Source organism: Methyloversatilis discipulorum (assembly GCF_018780585.1).
Classification (GTDB): domain Bacteria; phylum Pseudomonadota; class Gammaproteobacteria; order Burkholderiales; family Rhodocyclaceae; genus Methyloversatilis; species Methyloversatilis discipulorum_B.
Window position 1 is genome coordinate 18266 of record NZ_JADMJL010000051.1, and the last position, 16143, is coordinate 34408.

The following is a 16143-nucleotide window of genomic DNA, read 5'->3' on the forward strand; positions in this document are numbered from 1 at the left end:
TAGTGCGCGGAAGGGGATGGCTCAGCCACCCAGACCCAGCTTCTGGGCGAGACCGATGCGTTGCAGCTTGCCGGTCGCACCCTTGGGGATTTCATCCATGAACAGGATCTTGCGCGGAACCTTGAAGTCGGCCAGTCGCGTCGCGGCGAAGGCGGTGATTTCCTTGTCGGTGGCCTGCTGACCTTCACGCAGCACGACCACGGCGCCCACTTCCTCGCCCAGCTTGGGGTGGGGGATGCCGAAGGTGACGACCTGCGCCACGGCGGGGTGATCCATCAGCACTTCGTCGACTTCGCGCGGCGAAATCTTCTCGCCGCCGCGGTTGATGATTTCCTTCAGGCGGCCGGTCAGCGACAGATAGCCCTCGGCGTCCTTGCTGCCCTGGTCGCCGGTGCGGAACCAGCCGTTGGTGAAGCCTTCCTTGTTGGCCTTTTCGTTGTTCTCGTAACCCGGGGTGACGTTGGCACCGCGGATGACGATTTCGCCGATCTCGCCGGCCGGCAGGATGTTGCCGTCGTCGTCCATGATCTCGACTTCCGGACCGGCGGCCAGGCCGACGGAACCCGGCTTGCGGGCGCGCGGCGGCAGCGGGTTGGACGCCATCTGGTGCGACGCCTCGGTCATGCCATAGGCCTCGATCAGCGGAGCGCCGAAGGTTTCCTCCAGCTCGCGGATGACCTGCGGCGGAATCGACGACGACGACGAGCGCATGAAGCGCAGCGGGTTGCGTTCGATGATTTCCTTGTTGCGCGAGGCGCGCGACAGGATGGCCTGGTGCATGGTCGGCACCGCCGTGTACCAGGTCGGGTGCGCTTCATCCATCAGCGAGAAGAACTTCAGTGCATCGAAGCCCGGCGTGCAGAACACCGAAGCACCGGCCGACAGCGGCGCCATGATGCCGGCGATCAGGCCGTGAATATGGAACAGCGGCATGATGTTCAGGCCGCGGTCCTTTTCGGTGAAGGCCAGCGTGGCGCGGATGTTCTGCGCCGAAGCGGACACGTTGCGCTGGGTCAGCGGAACGATCTTCGGACGCGAGGTCGTACCCGAGGTATGCAGCACCAGTGCGACGTCGTCCGCCTGCGCGGCGCCGCCGTTGGCGGCCGGGGCGACGGCCGCGGCTTCACGCGGCTCCAGGCTGAAATCGCCGGCGGCTTCGTTCGCCACCAGGTCGATCACGCGCACGCCCAGCTTCTTCGCCACCTCGATCGCCGGCGACACGCTGCCGCGCTCGACGACCAGGGCCTTGGCATTCAGGTCGGACAGGTAGAACTCGAATTCCTCGGCGCGGTAGCCCGGATTCAGCGGCGCGGCGGTGGCACCGGAAGCAATGCTGATGAAGGCGCTGGCCATGTCCGGGCCATTCGGCAGGACGATGGCGACGCGGTCGTTGCGACCCACACCCAGTTCATTCAGACGTGCGACGGTGCGCGTCATCAGTGCGCGCAGATTGCCGAAGCTCAGATCGGTGCGCGCGGGCGCGGACAGCGCCACTGCCGAATCGGCACCGGTGGAAAACAGCTCGGCAAGCGTGGAAATACCGGACATACGAACTCCGAAAAACTCAGGAAACAAAGGAATGGATGGGTGCATCCGCTTCCGCGACGGAGCCACGTGCGTCGTATGGACACACGGGACGAACGGCAGCTGAGTCTTTCCCAGATCGAACGGGTGTTCAAGACGCGCTGCCGCAAAACAGCCGCGCACAGCAAAGCTGACGCAGCAGATCTCTACGACGGAGCAATGTGTAACAGATGCGTTACACAGCAAAGACCGCGGCTGGTATGGCCGCGGCCGGAGGAGGGAGGCCACTTCTGGTGACCGGCCCGTACCCGGGGTAGTGGGCGTCGGGCTTGCAACACTCTACGGTACCGCTTTGTAGGGGACCCCCGCGCATGTCGCTAGGCCGGCATCCTGAACCGAGGGTTCAGAGCGGCCGCGTCCCTGCCGCATCAGGCGCATCCCCGAGAGGTGCGCACAACAGCGGCGTCCATGGTTCGCGACCTTATGCCAATGAGACATTGGTTCAAGGAATCTATGACCTTGGCGAACACCGCAGGGGATTGATACGCAAGGTCTTTCACCTTGCTGCAACCGCCTCTAGAAGAGCTTTTCCTGTGCGGAAAGCGCTTCGTCGATACGCGACTGCATGGCGTTGATTCTACGCCGCAGCGGCACCAAATCAACACCGCCGGTCGCCTGCATCTGAAAAATTTCGTGTGCCAGGTTGAGCGCACACATGACGGCGAGGCGCTCGCCGGAGGCGCGCGTGGCCTCGGCAAGATCGCGCATGCGCCGTTCGACAAGTTCGACCGATGCGTTCAGCGCATCGCGTTCGCCCTCGCGGCACTGCACCCGATACTCGCGGCCGAGTATGGTGATTTCGACGAGATTCGATTCGCTCATTCCTGAGGCAGCCTTTCGAGCAGACCGCTCACCTTTTCACGCGCCGCGGCGACCTTGTCGCCGAGCACCTTGTTCTCGCCTTCGAGCGCCGCGACACGGTTCCGCAGAACGATGTTCTCGTCATGCAGTGCGCGGAAGCGACCGAGCAGGATGTCTAGCCGGTCGCCGAGCTGGTTGATGTCATGATCCATCGGCGAACTATAGGTGGGTGCCGCCGGGCCGGTCAAGACGAGGTGTGGCCGTACAATTCGCGCCCACCAGCAACGGAGCGAAAAGCAGTGCACGAACTGATTCTAGGTGGGGCCCGCAGCGGCAAGAGCGCGTACGCCGAAGCGCTGGCGACGGACAGCGGGCTGACGGTAACCATGATGGTGACAGCCGAGGCGCGCGACGGTGAGATGGCGACGCGCATCGAGCGCCATCGCGCCAACCGGCCGGCGCACTGGCCTGTGGTCGAAGCACCGCTGCATCTGGCATCCGCGCTGCGTGATGCCGCCGCGGCCGACCGCTTCATCGTCGTCGACTGCCTGACGCTTTGGCTGTCCAATCTGCTGATGGATATGGACGATGCGCCGGGCGCTGCGCTGCCCGGACTTTTCGTGCGCGAGTGCGCGGCACTGATCGACGCTCTGCCGACTCTGCCGGGCCGGATCGCACTGGTATCGAACGAGGTCGGCAGCGGCATCGTGCCGATGGGGCGCCTGTCGCGCGTGTTCGTCGATGAAGCCGGCCGGCTGCACCAGGCGCTGGCCCGCGTCTGTCCGCGGGTGACGCTGGTCACCGCCGGGCTTCCGCTGGCGCTGAAGCGGCCGTGAGCGCGCGCCGACTCTGGCTGGTGCGGCATCCGCCGGTCGCAGTGGAACGCGGCATCTGTTACGGGCGGTCCGACGTGGCACTGGCAGCGCCGGTTGCCGCTGCCGCGGCGACGCTGCGCGGCGAGTTGCCGGTCGGTGCGACGATCCTGAGCAGTCCGCTGCGCCGTTGCGCCGAACTGGCGCGGGCGCTGTCGGACACGGTGACCTTCGACCACCGCCTGCAGGAGATGGATTTCGGCGAATGGGAAATGAGGCGCTACGACACGCTGCCGCGTGCCGACATCGACCTCTGGTCCGCCGACGTGTGGGGCTTCCGCATCCCGGGTGGCGAATCGGCGGCGGACATGGCGGCGCGCACGTGGGCCGCCTGGGAGGAATGGGGTGCAGCGGAGAGCGGCGACCTCGTCGTGGTCGCGCACGGCGGTCCGCTCCGGGTGATGGCAGGCCGGCTGCTCGGCCTGCCGCAGAACGACTGGCTGGACATCGCCTGTCCGCAGGGTGCGTGCATCAGGCTGGAATCCGGCGCGGACGGCACCTGGCGTCGCGGCGAGACCGCAAAATGAAAAAGCCACCCTTGCGGGTGGCTTTTCCGGTACGGCACTGAAACGTCGATCAGCGGGTCGCTTCGGCCTTCTCGACGCGCTTTTCGGCGGACGATTCGGCAACGCGGGCGCTGTCCACCTTGCGGGTGAACACCCAGCGCGACGGCGTCTTCACGAAGGCGTAGCCGGTGGGCGCGTCGATGAACACCTTGTAGTCTTCGGGGTGTCCGACGGCAGCGGACGACACCGAAGCTTCGGTGGCGGCCGATGCGCCAAGCGTGGCGATCGCAAGACTGGTCGCGAGAGCGATGCGGAATGCAGTGGTTTTCATGGTGATGCTCCTTGCAAGTTAAAAAGCTGTCGTTGAGTTCAATGTAGTGCACCGCAACAAACCTTTCAACCCCTACGTCTGCCTTGGTTTGCCTCAGATCAAGTAAGAATTTTTTGCAGCGCATCAAAGTGCATACGCGACGTTACACAGTGCTCCAGGTGTGCCGGCTGGCGGGTGCGCCGTCACGCTGCTGTCATTGCATGAACGCAACACGATGAACGAACTGTTCCGTCTGACTGATCCACTGGACCTGTATCTGGTCCGCCATCCGAAGCCGGCCGTCGATCCCGCCCTGTGCTACGGCGCCGTCGATCTGCCGGTGGCCGAGGACGTCGCCGCCTGCGCCGCACGGCTTGCGCCGCTGCTGCCCACCGACGCGCGCGTCGTCAGCAGCCCGCTGACGCGGGCCCGTCTGCTGGCCGAGGCGGTATCGCCGACGGTGCATCTGGACGCGCGGCTGCGCGAGCTTGATTTCGGTGACTGGGAACTGAAGCCCTTCGCCGACATTCCGGCGGAAGGCTTCGAGGTGTGGGGCAGCACGCTGATCGACTTCCGCGCCCCCGGCGGCGAGCTGTACGCGGACATGGCAGCGCGCGTCTGGGACGCTTTCGAGGCGCAGCGCGCGGGTACCGGTGCGCTGGTCGTGGTCGCGCACAACGGACCGATGCGCGCGCTGACCGGCACCCTGCTCGGCCTGCCGCCAAGCCGCTGGCTCAATCTGGAGTTCGAGTTCGGCCGCGTCACCCATCTGGCGATCGGCCCGCTCGGACCCAAGCTGCGCAGCTTCAATCGCTGACGTCGGCGTGCAGAGCAAGCACGGATGAACAGAGCCTCGCCGGATCAAGGATAATCCGCGCTTCTCCGCCTGACGCCCGCCATGAATTCACCCCAGGTTTCAAGCCGCGCGCTGTATATGCGTCTGCTCGGCTACGTGCGCCCCTACTGGATCGCCTTTGCCGTCTCCATCGTCTGCATGGCATTGACCGCGGCGGCGGAACCGGTCTTCCCGGCGTTGATGAAGTCGCTGCTCGACGGCGGTTTCGGCGGCCAGGATCCGCAGGCGGTGTGGTTCTACCCGCTGGCCATCGTGCTGCTGTTCGCCGTGCGCGGCGTGTTCGGCTTCATCGCCGACTACGCCTTCGCCTGGGCCGCCAACAACGTGGTGCTCGATCTGCGGCGCGCCATGTTCGGCCGCCTGCTGGCGCTGCCGACCGACTTCTTCGACAACAACTCGTCCGGCGCGCTGATTTCGAAGGTCGCCTACGACGTGCAGGGCGTGACGCAGGCGGCGACCAACGTGATCACCGTGTTCGTGCGCGATACGCTCACCGTGGCCGGTCTGCTCGCCTGGCTGCTGTGGCTGAACTGGAAGCTCACGCTGATCGTGCTCGGCATGCTGCCGCTGATCGCGCTCATCGTGCGGCTCAGTTCGCGTCGCATCCGCGAATCTGCGCGCGGCGCGCAGACGGCGATGGGCAGCATCGCGCATACGCTGGAAGAGACCATCGAGGCGCACAAGGTGGTCAAGATATTCGGTGGCCAGGACTACGAAATGGGCCGCTTCGACGCCGCCTGCCGCAAGCAGCGCCGGCAGAACATGCGCAACATCGTCGCCGCCTCACTGGTGTCGCCGATGACCCAGGTGCTCACCGCGGTGGCACTGGGCATCGTCATCGCGGTCGCGCTGGCCGATTCGGCGGCCAATCGCACCACGGTCGGCGGCTTCATGGGCTTCGTCACCGCGATGCTGATGCTGCTGGCGCCGCTGAAGCGCCTGACCGACGTTAACGCGCCGCTGCAGCGCGGGCTGGCGGCGGCGGAAAGCGTGTTCCAGCTGATCGACCAGCAGGCCGAACGCGACAGCGGCACGGTGGAACTGGAGCGCGCGCGCGGACGCATCGACTTCGACCAGCTCGGCTTCGGCTATCCGGGCCGCGAACTGCGGGTGCTGCAGCACTTCGATCTGTCGATCGCGCCAGGCGAGACAGTGGCGCTGGTGGGCGCCTCCGGCTCCGGCAAGACCACGCTGGCCCATCTGCTGGCGCGCTTCTACACGCCGACCTCGGGACGCATCCTGCTCGACGGGCACGACATCCAGAACGTGAAGCTGGCCAGCCTGCGCGCGAACATGGCGCTGGTGAGCCAGGACGTCGTGCTGTTCAACGACACGGTGGCGGCCAACATCGCCTACGGCGCGCTGCGCGGCACCGACCGCGCAGATATCGAGGCGGCGGCTCGCGCCGCCTATGCGCTGGATTTCATCCAGGCGATGCCGGAAGGCTTCGACACCATGATCGGCGAGAACGGCGTCAAGCTGTCGGGCGGCCAGCGCCAGCGGCTGGCGATCGCGCGCGCGCTGCTGAAGGACGCGCCGGTGCTGATACTGGACGAAGCCACCTCGGCACTGGACACCGAATCCGAGCGTCAGGTGCAGGCCGCGCTCGAAGTGCTGATGAAGAACCGCACGACGCTGGTGATCGCACACCGGCTGTCCACCATCGAGCGCGCCGACCGCATCGTCGTGATGGACCGCGGCCGCATCGCCGAGATCGGCAAGCATGCCGACCTGCTGGCAGCGGGCGGCATGTACGCCGGCCTCTACAACTCGCAGCTCGGTGGCGGCGAGTGACAGGGCTTCAGATCTTCAGCGCTGCCGCGTAACCGGTCAGCTCCAGATAGCCGCGGCCGACCCGGCGCGCGCCTTCGAACACGGTCACCGCGCCTTCCCAGTAGATGGCGCCACTGCTGGCGCGGCTGTCCAGTTCCTGGTCGTCGAACAGCGGTTTCACCAGGAAGCGACGCCCCCCCACACTGACGTCGAGTTCGATCGGATAGGCGCCGCCGCTGCGCGGGCTGCGCCAGACGCGGCGCACCGCGAAACCGACTTCATTCGACGCATGGCGGCGATCGCCCGCCGCGTCGCGCACGGTCGCTGCCGCCCACAGCGCGTGGCCGTTGGCGTCGCGCATGCGGAAGGCCATCAGCGCACCGCCGTCGTCCAGATTGATGCCCAGCCAGTCCCAGCCCTGCGCGCCCTCCGGCATCAGCGCGCTCGACCACTCATGATCGAGCCAGGCGCGACCGCGCACGGCGCGGGTCTTCGCAGCGATGCGCAGGCGTCCGCTCACTTCCAGCTGTGGCCAGCTCAGGTAATGGCTGGCGTGCGCCGGATCAGGCCCCTTTCGGCTGAACCCCTGTTCGCCCTGCCACAGCACCGGCTGCGTCGGCGCGAAGGTCAGCGCGTAGTCGAAATCGTCCGCCGCGATGTGTGCGAGCAGGCGCTCCGGCGCAGGCTGGCGGGCCAGATGCCAATCGTCGATGCGCACGTCGAGGTCGTCAGCCGACGCCTCGGCCAGACCGAAACCGGCGCGCGCGATCTTCTGCGCGTGCAGCAGGCGGCCACGCGCCGGGTCGGACACCGCGGCGTGCGCGAACAGCAGCTGGCGCGGAGCAAAGCGGCTCGGGTTGGCGTCGTGCGCCGGCTGACGCACGCGGAAAAAGGTAAGCTGGAAGCCGATCGGCACCGCGGCGTCGCGCTCCAGCCAGCCGGTGATGTACCACCACTCGATACGGTGGCCGGGGTGCGCACCGTGGTCACGCGGCAGGCTGCGCGGCGTGGCGGGCAGTACCGCATCGTAGGCAGCTTCGTCGGCGCGGGCCGGCAGCACGGCCAGCAGCGGCAGGTGCAACAGCAGTCGGCGCAGCGCGGAATTCATGTTGCGCAGAGCGCACCCACGGCCGGAGGTTCCCGCTCAGCGCAGCAGCGCTTCGAGCTCGTCGGCGATGCAGGCACCGGTCTTCGTCGGGTCGGCGCCGGCGTGACGCTGTGCCAGCGCGCGCGCTGCCGCGGCGAAGCGCGCTTCGTCGAGCAGGCGACGCAGCAGCGCCGGGTAATCGGTGTTCTTGCTGCCCGGCGGCACGGCCAGACCGAAGCCGCCATCGACGATGCGGCGCGCCACCATGTACTGCTCCATGTGATTGGGCAGCACCAGTTGCGGACACCCGGCAAGCGCCGCAGCGCTGACGGTGCCGATGCTGGCGTGCGAAATGACCAGATCGGCTGCGCGCACGGCCGGGTCCATCTGCACCGGCGAAGACTCGAAGCGGACCGACGGCCCACCGAGCCGTCGTGCGGCGTCCGGTGACAGCCCTTTGGCATGCACCAGCGTGCGCATGCCGGACTGCCGCAGCGCCTCCATCAACGCATTGAAATCCGCGTGTTCGGGCGACAGGTAGACGAACACGCGGGCGCCCTCGCCCGCCGGCCACTCCGGCGCCACGCCTTTGTCGCCGACATAGCTCGGACCAACCATCCGAACGCGCTCGTCGTATTCGGGGTAGTGGGCCAGCTCCGGCAGGCTGGCCGCGATGCAGCGCACCCCGCCGAACAGTTCGGTCAGGCGCGGCAGGGCGCTGTCACCGAGCAGCGCCAGCGCCTGGTTCACCGGCGCCAGCAACAGCGCATCGCTGCGTGCGCACTGGGCAACGTCGCCCTTGTCCCAGTAGTTCATCGCCGGAAACACATCGCGATGCGGTGGAATCTCGAAGCAGTTGCCGATCGCCGCGATCGGCGTGCCGCGGCCGCGCATCGCCAGCATCGCCGTCGGCGCGTGATCGCACACCAGCAGTTCGGGGCGGTGCAGGTCAAAAAGCCCGCGCCAGGCCGACAGCAGCCCGGCCAGACCGGCCGGGTCCAGCCATCCTGCGGCGGCCAGCACGGCCGAGAAGTTCACCAGCTTCGGCGGGTTGACCATGCGCGGCAGCCACAGTGGCGACTGCAGCATAGGAAAACCGTCGGCGACGATGCGGCCGTGCGCGCGTGCGAGGTCCTTCAGCGCAAAGGTGACCGCGTGCCCGCGTTCGCGCAGCGCGCGCGCGGTGATCAGCATGCGGTCGATGTGGCCCATATTGGCGCCCAGTTCCCATGCCATCAGTACGCGGCTCATCGCGCGCACAACTGTCGGGGGGCTTTACACCACGCCCTGTCGGAGCGCGAAGACGACGTGCAAGTCATTGATTCTTTTAACCTAAGAGAATGGGCATAAATCTTGTTACAGGCGGCGAGCGCCTTAATCGTACAGGATGAAAACAATGAACTTCTCGCTGCCCTCGCGCCCGACACTGATCGCGGTATCGCTGTTCGCCTGGTTCAGTCAGGTGCCGCTCGCCCACGCACTGCCGGTTCTCGGCGCCTCGTCCGCCGCCAGCAGCAACGGCAGCACTGCAACACCTTCCGATTGGGTGACACCGGAGTATCGCAACAGCTCGAGCTACATCTGGTCGGGCGACAACAACTCCGCCTCCGGTTATGCCTTCTCGTCCGCCACCGGCGCATATGCCGTGTCCTCCTCGGCCTACGGCTACAACGGCAGCGCCAGCGCGATGGCCAGCATTCTCGCCACCGTTACCAACGCGTCGAACGTGGCGCAGAACTTCAGCCTCACGTTCAAGATCTACGGCGGCTCGATCAGTGCAACGAACTACTACGCGCTCGACGCAGACGAATACCTCAGCGTCGACTACCTGGCGTCGATCAAGATCGATGGCAATCAGGTCTGGTACTCGTCGGCCAGCATCCAGAACAACGGCGGCGTCATCACGCACGACAAGTCGGGCACCGACCTGAACAGCAACGACGACGGCAGCGACGGCTATTACAGCTGGGGAAGCCGTTACGTCACCATCGACCTCGGCGTGCTCGACCCGAACCAGTCGCTCGACGTGCTGGCCGAGCTGTCGGACAGCGCCGCCAGCAACCTCGGGGTCTATGCCTACGATTGCGGCGGCGGTTACGAGGGCTACGGCGGCTACGGTGGATATGGCGGCTACGGCCCGGTGCTGCAGAGCACCTCCGTGTGCACGCAGAGCAAGGGCAATGCGTCGGCCTTTTACGGCGACCCGTTCGAGATCGAAGCGAATCCGGTCAACGCCGACCCGAACAGCCTGCGCGTCACCACGCGCGCCGTGCCGGAGCCCGGCAGTCTCGCCTTGCTGGCACTCGCCGCGGGCGCGGCCGGCGTTGCACGACGACGGAAGAAGCGCGACTGAGTCGCACATCCGCACCGACAAGAAAAAAGCACCGCATGCGGTGCTTTTTTCTTTCCACGGTCACATCGCCCGCTCAGCGCTCGACGAATGCCCGCTCGATCACGTAGTCACCCTGTTCACCGACCCCCGGAGAGATGACGAAGCCGCGCGCGTCGAGCAGGTCGGCGGTGTCCTTGTTCATGCTCGGGCTGCCGCAGATCATCGCGCGGTCGGTTTCCGGATTCAGCGGCGGCAGTCCGAGGTCGTCGGTCATCTTGTTGCTGACGATCAGATCGGTCAGGCGGCCGCGGTTGCGGTAGGGCTCGCGCGTGACGCTGGGGTAGTACAGCAGCTTGTCGCGCACGAACTCGCCGAGGAATTCGTCGTTCGGCAGTTCGTTCTCGATGTAGTCCTGGTAGGCCAGCTCATTCACGTGGCGTACGCCATGGAACAGGATGACCTTGTCGAAGCGCTCGTAGGCTTCGGGATCGCGGATCAGGCTCAGGAAGGGCGCCAGACCGGTGCCGGTGCCGAACAGGTACAGGTGCTTGCCCGGCTTCAGGTCGTCCAGCACCAGCGTGCCGGTGGGCTTGCGGCCGACCAGGATTTCATCGCCCGGCTGCAGGTGCTGCAGCTTGGAGGTGAGCGGGCCGTCCGGCACCTTGATGCTGAAGAACTCCAGGTGTTCCTCGTAGTTGGCGCTGGCGATGCTGTAGGCGCGCAGCAGCGGCTTGCCGCCGGTCTCCAGACCGATCATGACGAAATGACCGTTGCGGAAGCGCAGACCGGGGTCGCGCGTGGTCTTGAAGCTGAACAGCGAATCGTTCCAGTGATGGACGCTGAGAACTTTTTCGGGCGCGACGCTGGCCATGGCAGTAATCCGGTTGAAAGGCGATGGTGCATTTATAGCGCCGCAGCGCACCATAACTCAACAAACCAAATAACAATGTTTCGATAACCTGTGGTTATCCCGCTTCCGGTGCGCGACGGTACGACAGATGACGCGCCAGCGTCGCCACCAGTTCCCCGGCCTGGAAGGGTTTGCTGATGAAATCGTCCATACCGGCGTCGCGGCAGCGGGCGCGATCCTCGTCCAGCGCGTTGGCCGTGATCGCGACGATGGGCACCTGCTGCCAATACGGATCGCCCAGCGCGCGAATGCGGCGCGTCGCCTCCAGCCCGTCCATGACCGGCATCTGCATGTCCATCAGCACCAGATCGAAGTGACGCTCGCCGCAGGCCGCCACTGCCTGCCGGCCGTCGGCCGCCTGGGTGATGCGCACGCCGTGGCGCGACAGCAGGCGACCGAGCAGCACCTGGTTGACCGGCGTGTCCTCGGCGATCAGCACGTCGGCATCGCACAACGCGACCGCGTACGTGGATGCCGCGTCGTCCGGCCGCGCCGCGGCGTCCTCGGTCGGTGCGGCCGGCAGCGGCAGTTCGACGCGGAAGGTGCTGCCGCGGCCCGGCGTACTGTCCAGCTTGATCGTGCCGTGCATCAGCGCAACCAGCCGCGACACGATGGACAGGCCCAGCCCGGTGCCGCCATAGGTGCGCGTGGTCGATGAATCCGCCTGCGAGAAAGGCATGAACACCAGCGCCTGCTTGTCGGACGCGATGCCGATGCCGGTGTCGGCGACCGACAGCGCGATCCGCCCCTCGCCCGCCCCCTCGACATTCACCGTCACGCCGCCGTGGGCGGTGAACTTCAGCGCATTCGACACCAGATTCGACAGTATCTGCCGCAGCCGCAGCGGATCGCCGGTGACGATGGCAGGAAGCGCCGGCGCCACCTGCCAGCGCAGCGCAATGTCCTTGCCTGCTGCTTGCGACGAGAAGATGGCCAGAGTTTCGGCGACCAGCGTTTCAAGGCTGAAGTCGACCGCTTCGAGCTGCAGCTGGCCGGCGTCGACCTTCGAGTAGTCGAGGATGTCGTTCAGGATGCCCATCAGGCTGTCGGCGGACGATTTCACCCAGCCGAGGTGCTCGCGCTGCTCGTCGCTGAGCGGTTCCGACAGCACCATGTCCGTCATGCCGATGATGCCGTTCATCGGCGTGCGGATTTCGTGGCTCATGGTGGCGAGGAAGGCCGCCTTGGCGCGGCTGGCCGCCTCGGCTTCGTCACGCGCACGGCGCAGTTCGTCGGCCGCCGCACGCGCCGCCGACACGTCCTCACTGAGCCACATGCAGCCGATCTCGCGACCGTCGCCATCGCGCACGGTAAAGCTGCGCTGTGTCAGCGTACGGCCATCGGCCAGCAATATCTCCCGCTCGCCGCGGTGAGGGCAGAACACCGTCGTCGCCGCGCCGGACGACAGCCGCGCGGCACACATCGCTTCGACCGCCTGCAGCGCACAGCCGTCCGGCGGACGACCGGCGTCGAGCGCCCACACCTGCGCCAGCTTGTCGTTCGCGTACAGCACCCGCTTCTCGTGGTCGGCCAGCAGCACGCCGATGTCCATCGCGTCGAGCAGCGCTTCGAGCCGACCGTTCGCCTCAGACGCGATGCGCGCCAGACCGTGCTCCTTCTCGTGCAGCGCCTGCAGTTCGCCGATGCGCTCCCGGATCGCCGCCGACATCGCGTTGAAGGCGCGGCCAAGCTGGCCGACCTCGTCCTCGCCTTCGGCGACCGGCGCGGGCGTCAGCGCGCCGTGCGCAACCTCTTCCGCCGCATGCGTAAGCCGCAGCAACTGGCGTGTCAGCCACAGACCGAGACCGGTGAGCAGCGCGATCGACAGCAGCAGTTCGCCCGCAGCGATGCCGATGCCCTGCAGCAGCAGCTGGCGGTTGGCGCTGCGCAGCGCCGACATGTCGAGACCGAAATGCAGCTGACCGAGCGGCTGCCCGGCCAGCGCCACCGGCGTGACCAGGTCGTAGATCGGAGGATCCTCCTCGACCGACAGATCGAAGCGCTCGTCGGTCTGCGGCAACGGCGCCTCGCGCGACCAGCCGCTGTGTGCGACGACGTGGCCGCCGCTATCACGCAGGATGAGATAGGCGATGCCCTGACTGGATCGACTTTCGTCCAGCACCGCCTGCATCGTCGCGTAGTCGCTCTGCGCCATCGGCGCCACCAGCGCCGCGTTCAGGATGGGCACGATCTGCTGCGCGTGACGCTCAGCCTGCTCGGTCATGTGGGTGCGCTGCAGGCGCACGCTGTTGCTCACCAGCAGCGTCAGCATGACCGCCTCGACGACGATGGCGGCGATCAGCAGACGGCCGCGCACCGAGCGCCGCAGCCGGAAATCGAACAGCCAGCTCACAGTGCAGACTTCTTCAACTGTTCGCGCACCTCGGCGGCATAGGGCACCATCGCATCGAGTTCGCCGGAGCGAAGCGGGCGGTAGCCTTCAAGCTTGTAACGGGCGAAGTAATCGACGCCGGCCGGCGTTTCGGCAAACGACCACAACGCCGTCTCGATCGCGGCCGCGCGTGCGGCCTCGACCTGATTGAGCAGATAGACGCGGCCGACCATGGCCGGACTGTCGGTCAGCAGCCGCAGTCGCGTACGCACCTCGGGCGCCAGGCCCTGAAAGTTGGCAAGCGACATCGTGCCGGCGCTGACTTCGCCATTGAGCAGCAACTGCGCCACGCTGTCGGCGGCGCTGACGTATCGAACGGTGACGCCGGCCGCACCGTGCTCGCTCATCCAGCGCAGGCCCCACAGTGTCACCAGTGACGACGGACTGAGTCCGGCCACCGTGCTGCCGGCCAGTTCGCGTGCCGACTTCGCCCGGCTGCCCGCAGCGACGGCGACGACCGCATGGAAGGGCGCGCGGTAGGTCAGCAGCGGCCGGTAACGCGCATCAGCGCGCAGCATTTCGGCCTGATGTCCGGTCGTGATGACCAGCGCGTACTCCTGGTTCAGCGCCCGGCGCGCGAACTCGGTGAAGTCCGGCGCAGTAACGATGGCAACGGGCGTGCTGAGCGTCTTCTGCAGATGCTGCCGCAGCGGTTGGTACATTTCGATGATGACGCGCGAACTGGTGTGCGGCGCCACGCCGATGCGGAACAGCGGCGCGTCCTGCGCAAGCGCAAGCGCCGGAATGAAACAGGCAAGGGACAGCAGCAGACGAGTGAGGGCGAGGAACATCCGGGCAGACGAGACGGCAATGGGTACCTCGGCATTAACGGATCGCGCCGTCGCCCCTTGAATGGCTGGTGCACCACAACATCATCACAACACACTGTTTAACAATGATTTTTCCAGAAAGCGTTGGTGACTCGAAGCGTGTTCAGCCGCGCAGCCAGGCCATCAGTCCGCCATAGCAGGCCGCATGCGAGAAGCGGTCGCGGGCGTATGCGTGGGCGGCGCGTGCGTAGCGCCGGCGCAGCGGCAGATCGTCGAGCAGCGTGCGGCAGGCGTCAGCAAAGGCAGCGGCTTCGTCGGCCAGCAGAAAGGCCTCGCCGGCGCCATCCTCCAGGCCGCGCGCGCCTTCGCGCGTGGTGACCACGGGCAGACCGGCGGCGAGCGCCTCGACCGTCTTGATCTTCAGCCCGGAGCCCCAGCGCACCGGGTTGATGGCGATGTCCACGCCGCTCCACAGCACCTCGATGTCGGGAACGAAGCCGCGCGCGCGGATGCCGTCCGGCAACGGCTGCGGCAGCAGCGCGGCGATGTGCCCGGCCACCTGCAGCTCGGCGCGCTCGGCGGACAGCGCGGGCCACACGTCATCGATGAACCACTGCAGGCCGTGCCGGTTCGCCACCCACTGGCTGGCCGCGTAGCCGATCACACGCGAATCCGGCCTCACCGGCTGCGCCGGCAGCACGACCGGGTGCGGCACGCACAACGCCCGCTCGCCGAGCGCGGCGGCAACGCGCGCGTGATCGTCCGGCTGGATCAGCAGCACGCGGTCGTAGTGACGCAGGAAGCCGAGCTCGCGTTCGAAATCCAGCGCCTCCTCGACCGCGACGCCCACGCTCGCGCGCGACGCGGCGTTGTCGCTGACCAGGTCGTGCGTGTCCATCACCAGCCGGATGCCATCCGGCACCGCCAGCCGCAGGAAATCGAGTTGCAGCCGCGACAGCAGCACGCAGTCCGGCGCGATCTGCCGGCACATGCCGCGCAACCCGCTCACCAGTGCGGCGCGTTCCGGCCTCGCGGTATCGCCGACCGCGAGGCGGTAGCGATGCCGGCTGCGCTCGACAAAGGGCCGGGTGGCTGCGTCCGGCTGCTCGGGGAAGAACACGGTCAGTTCGCAGACCTCGGCCAGTGCATCGATCAGCGCCGCGGTGCGCGCCGCTTCGCCGTTGCCGGGGCGCCAGTAGCGACTGCGGGTGACGAATATCAGTTTCGGTCGGCTCATCGGAGGCACATCGGGGAAGATGAAGGGACGGAAGGTGAAGGGACGGATAGAATTCCGCTTTTACCCGATTCTGCAGGAGCTTCCATGCCCGCCTACCGTTCCCGTACCTCGACCCACGGCCGCAACATGGCCGGCGCCCGCGCGCTGTGGCGCGCCACCGGCATGAAGGACGGCGATTTCGGCAAGCCCATCATCGCCATCGCGAACAGCTTTACGCAGTTCGTGCCGGGCCACGTGCACCTGAAGGACCTCGGCCAGATGGTCGCCCGCGAGATCGAGAAAGCCGGCGGCGTGGCCAAGGAATTCAACACCATCGCGGTCGATGACGGCATCGCGATGGGCCACGGCGGCATGCTGTACTCGCTGCCGTCGCGCGACCTGATCGCCGACAGCGTCGAATACATGGTGAATGCCCACTGCGCCGACGCGCTGGTGTGCATCTCGAACTGCGACAAGATCACCCCGGGCATGCTGATGGCCGCCATGCGGCTGAACATCCCCACCGTGTTCGTGTCCGGCGGCCCGATGGAAGCGGGCAAGGTGAACTGGGGCCAGAAAATCATCGCCGTCGATCTGGTCGACGCCATGGTCAAGGGTGCCGACACCAACTGTTCGGACGAGGAGTCCGAAGCTTACGAGCGCAGCGCCTGTCCGACCTGCGGCTCCTGCTCCGGCATGTTCACCGCCAATTCGATGAACTGCCTGACCGAAGC

16 protein-coding genes and 1 other RNA gene are annotated in these 16143 nt (G+C 66.7%); 6 read left to right on the forward strand and 11 right to left on the reverse strand.

What is annotated here, in order from left to right; genetic code table 11:
• Positions 1 to 21 precede the first annotated feature (21 nt).
• The 4 genes from IV112_RS19150 to IV112_RS19165 all read right to left on the reverse strand — a co-directional run bounded on the left by IV112_RS19150 (position 22) and on the right by IV112_RS19165 (position 2597).
• Positions 22 to 1548, reverse strand: coding sequence for an acyl--CoA ligase (locus IV112_RS19150; protein WP_020163214.1), 1527 nt, complete (start codon positions 1546 to 1548; stop codon positions 22 to 24).
• Positions 1549 to 1882: 334 nt separating this feature from the next.
• Positions 1883 to 2065, reverse strand: a non-coding RNA gene (gene ssrS / locus IV112_RS19155) — 6S RNA.
• 35 nt (positions 2066 to 2100) lie between these two features.
• A complete protein-coding gene (locus IV112_RS19160) occupies positions 2101 to 2406 on the reverse strand; it encodes a cell division protein ZapA (RefSeq protein WP_019915533.1) in 306 nt (101 codons plus the stop codon).
• Complete coding sequence (locus IV112_RS19165; RefSeq protein ID WP_008061278.1) at positions 2403 to 2597, reverse strand: hypothetical protein; 195 nt, start codon at positions 2595 to 2597, stop codon at positions 2403 to 2405. Before IV112_RS19165 ends, IV112_RS19160 begins: the two co-directional genes overlap by 4 nt.
• Positions 2598 to 2684: 87 nt before the next feature.
• Between IV112_RS19165 and cobU the strand changes: the two genes are divergently transcribed.
• Both cobU and IV112_RS19175 read left to right on the forward strand, forming a co-directional pair.
• Positions 2685 to 3221, forward strand: a complete 537-nt coding sequence (gene cobU, locus IV112_RS19170) for a bifunctional adenosylcobinamide kinase/adenosylcobinamide-phosphate guanylyltransferase (protein ID WP_304006285.1) — start codon at positions 2685 to 2687, stop codon at positions 3219 to 3221.
• Positions 3218 to 3784: a histidine phosphatase family protein gene (locus tag IV112_RS19175; RefSeq protein ID WP_304006287.1), complete on the forward strand. Its 567-nt coding sequence runs from the start codon at positions 3218 to 3220 to the stop codon at positions 3782 to 3784. The genes cobU and IV112_RS19175 overlap by 4 nt, the downstream gene beginning before the upstream one ends.
• Positions 3785 to 3833: 49 nt before the next feature.
• Here the strand turns inward: IV112_RS19175 and IV112_RS19180 are convergent, their stop codons facing one another.
• Positions 3834 to 4094 (reverse strand): hypothetical protein, encoded by a 261-nt coding sequence (locus IV112_RS19180; protein WP_304006289.1) that lies wholly within the window; start codon positions 4092 to 4094, stop codon positions 3834 to 3836.
• 214 nt (positions 4095 to 4308) lie between these two features.
• On the opposite strand from IV112_RS19180, the gene IV112_RS19185 reads away from it, so the two are divergent.
• Both IV112_RS19185 and msbA read left to right on the forward strand, forming a co-directional pair.
• Positions 4309 to 4890 carry a histidine phosphatase family protein gene (locus IV112_RS19185; RefSeq protein ID WP_304006291.1) on the forward strand — a complete coding sequence of 194 codons (582 nt, stop codon included), beginning with the start codon at positions 4309 to 4311 and terminating at the stop codon, positions 4888 to 4890.
• Positions 4891 to 5007: 117 nt separating this feature from the next.
• Positions 5008 to 6723, forward strand: a complete 1716-nt coding sequence (gene msbA / locus IV112_RS19190; protein WP_425763669.1) for a lipid A export permease/ATP-binding protein MsbA — start codon at positions 5008 to 5010, stop codon at positions 6721 to 6723.
• A gap of 7 nt (positions 6724 to 6730) precedes the next feature.
• Here msbA and IV112_RS19195 read toward each other — a convergent pair whose 3' ends face one another.
• On the reverse strand, positions 6731 to 7810 hold the full coding sequence (locus IV112_RS19195) for a carotenoid 1,2-hydratase (protein ID WP_304006296.1): 1080 nt from the start codon (positions 7808 to 7810) through the stop codon (positions 6731 to 6733).
• Positions 7811 to 7846: 36 nt separating this feature from the next.
• On the reverse strand, positions 7847 to 9040 hold the full coding sequence (locus tag IV112_RS19200; RefSeq protein ID WP_304006299.1) for a nucleotide disphospho-sugar-binding domain-containing protein: 1194 nt from the start codon (positions 9038 to 9040) through the stop codon (positions 7847 to 7849).
• A gap of 145 nt (positions 9041 to 9185) precedes the next feature.
• Between IV112_RS19200 and IV112_RS19205 the strand changes: the two genes are divergently transcribed.
• On the forward strand, positions 9186 to 10142 hold the full coding sequence (locus IV112_RS19205) for a PEP-CTERM sorting domain-containing protein (RefSeq protein ID WP_304006302.1): 957 nt from the start codon (positions 9186 to 9188) through the stop codon (positions 10140 to 10142).
• Between the two features lie 73 nt (positions 10143 to 10215).
• On the opposite strand, the gene IV112_RS19210 is transcribed toward IV112_RS19205, so the two are convergent.
• The 4 genes from IV112_RS19210 to IV112_RS19225 all read right to left on the reverse strand — a co-directional run bounded on the left by IV112_RS19210 (position 10216) and on the right by IV112_RS19225 (position 15430).
• Complete coding sequence (locus IV112_RS19210) at positions 10216 to 10992, reverse strand: ferredoxin--NADP reductase (RefSeq protein ID WP_304006304.1); 777 nt, start codon at positions 10990 to 10992, stop codon at positions 10216 to 10218.
• Positions 10993 to 11086: 94 nt separating this feature from the next.
• Entirely contained in the window at positions 11087 to 13384 is a 2298-nt protein-coding gene (locus IV112_RS19215; RefSeq protein WP_304006307.1) for an ATP-binding protein, read from the reverse strand.
• Complete coding sequence (locus IV112_RS19220; protein WP_304006310.1) at positions 13381 to 14214, reverse strand: PhnD/SsuA/transferrin family substrate-binding protein; 834 nt, start codon at positions 14212 to 14214, stop codon at positions 13381 to 13383. The genes IV112_RS19215 and IV112_RS19220 overlap by 4 nt, the downstream gene beginning before the upstream one ends.
• A 142-nt stretch (positions 14215 to 14356) precedes the next feature.
• Positions 14357 to 15430, reverse strand: a complete 1074-nt coding sequence (locus IV112_RS19225; protein ID WP_304006313.1) for a glycosyltransferase — start codon at positions 15428 to 15430, stop codon at positions 14357 to 14359.
• 84 nt (positions 15431 to 15514) lie between these two features.
• Between IV112_RS19225 and IV112_RS19230 the strand changes: the two genes are divergently transcribed.
• On the forward strand, positions 15515 to 16143 hold a 629-nt coding region (locus IV112_RS19230; RefSeq protein WP_304006316.1), incomplete at its 3' end, for a dihydroxy-acid dehydratase domain-containing protein.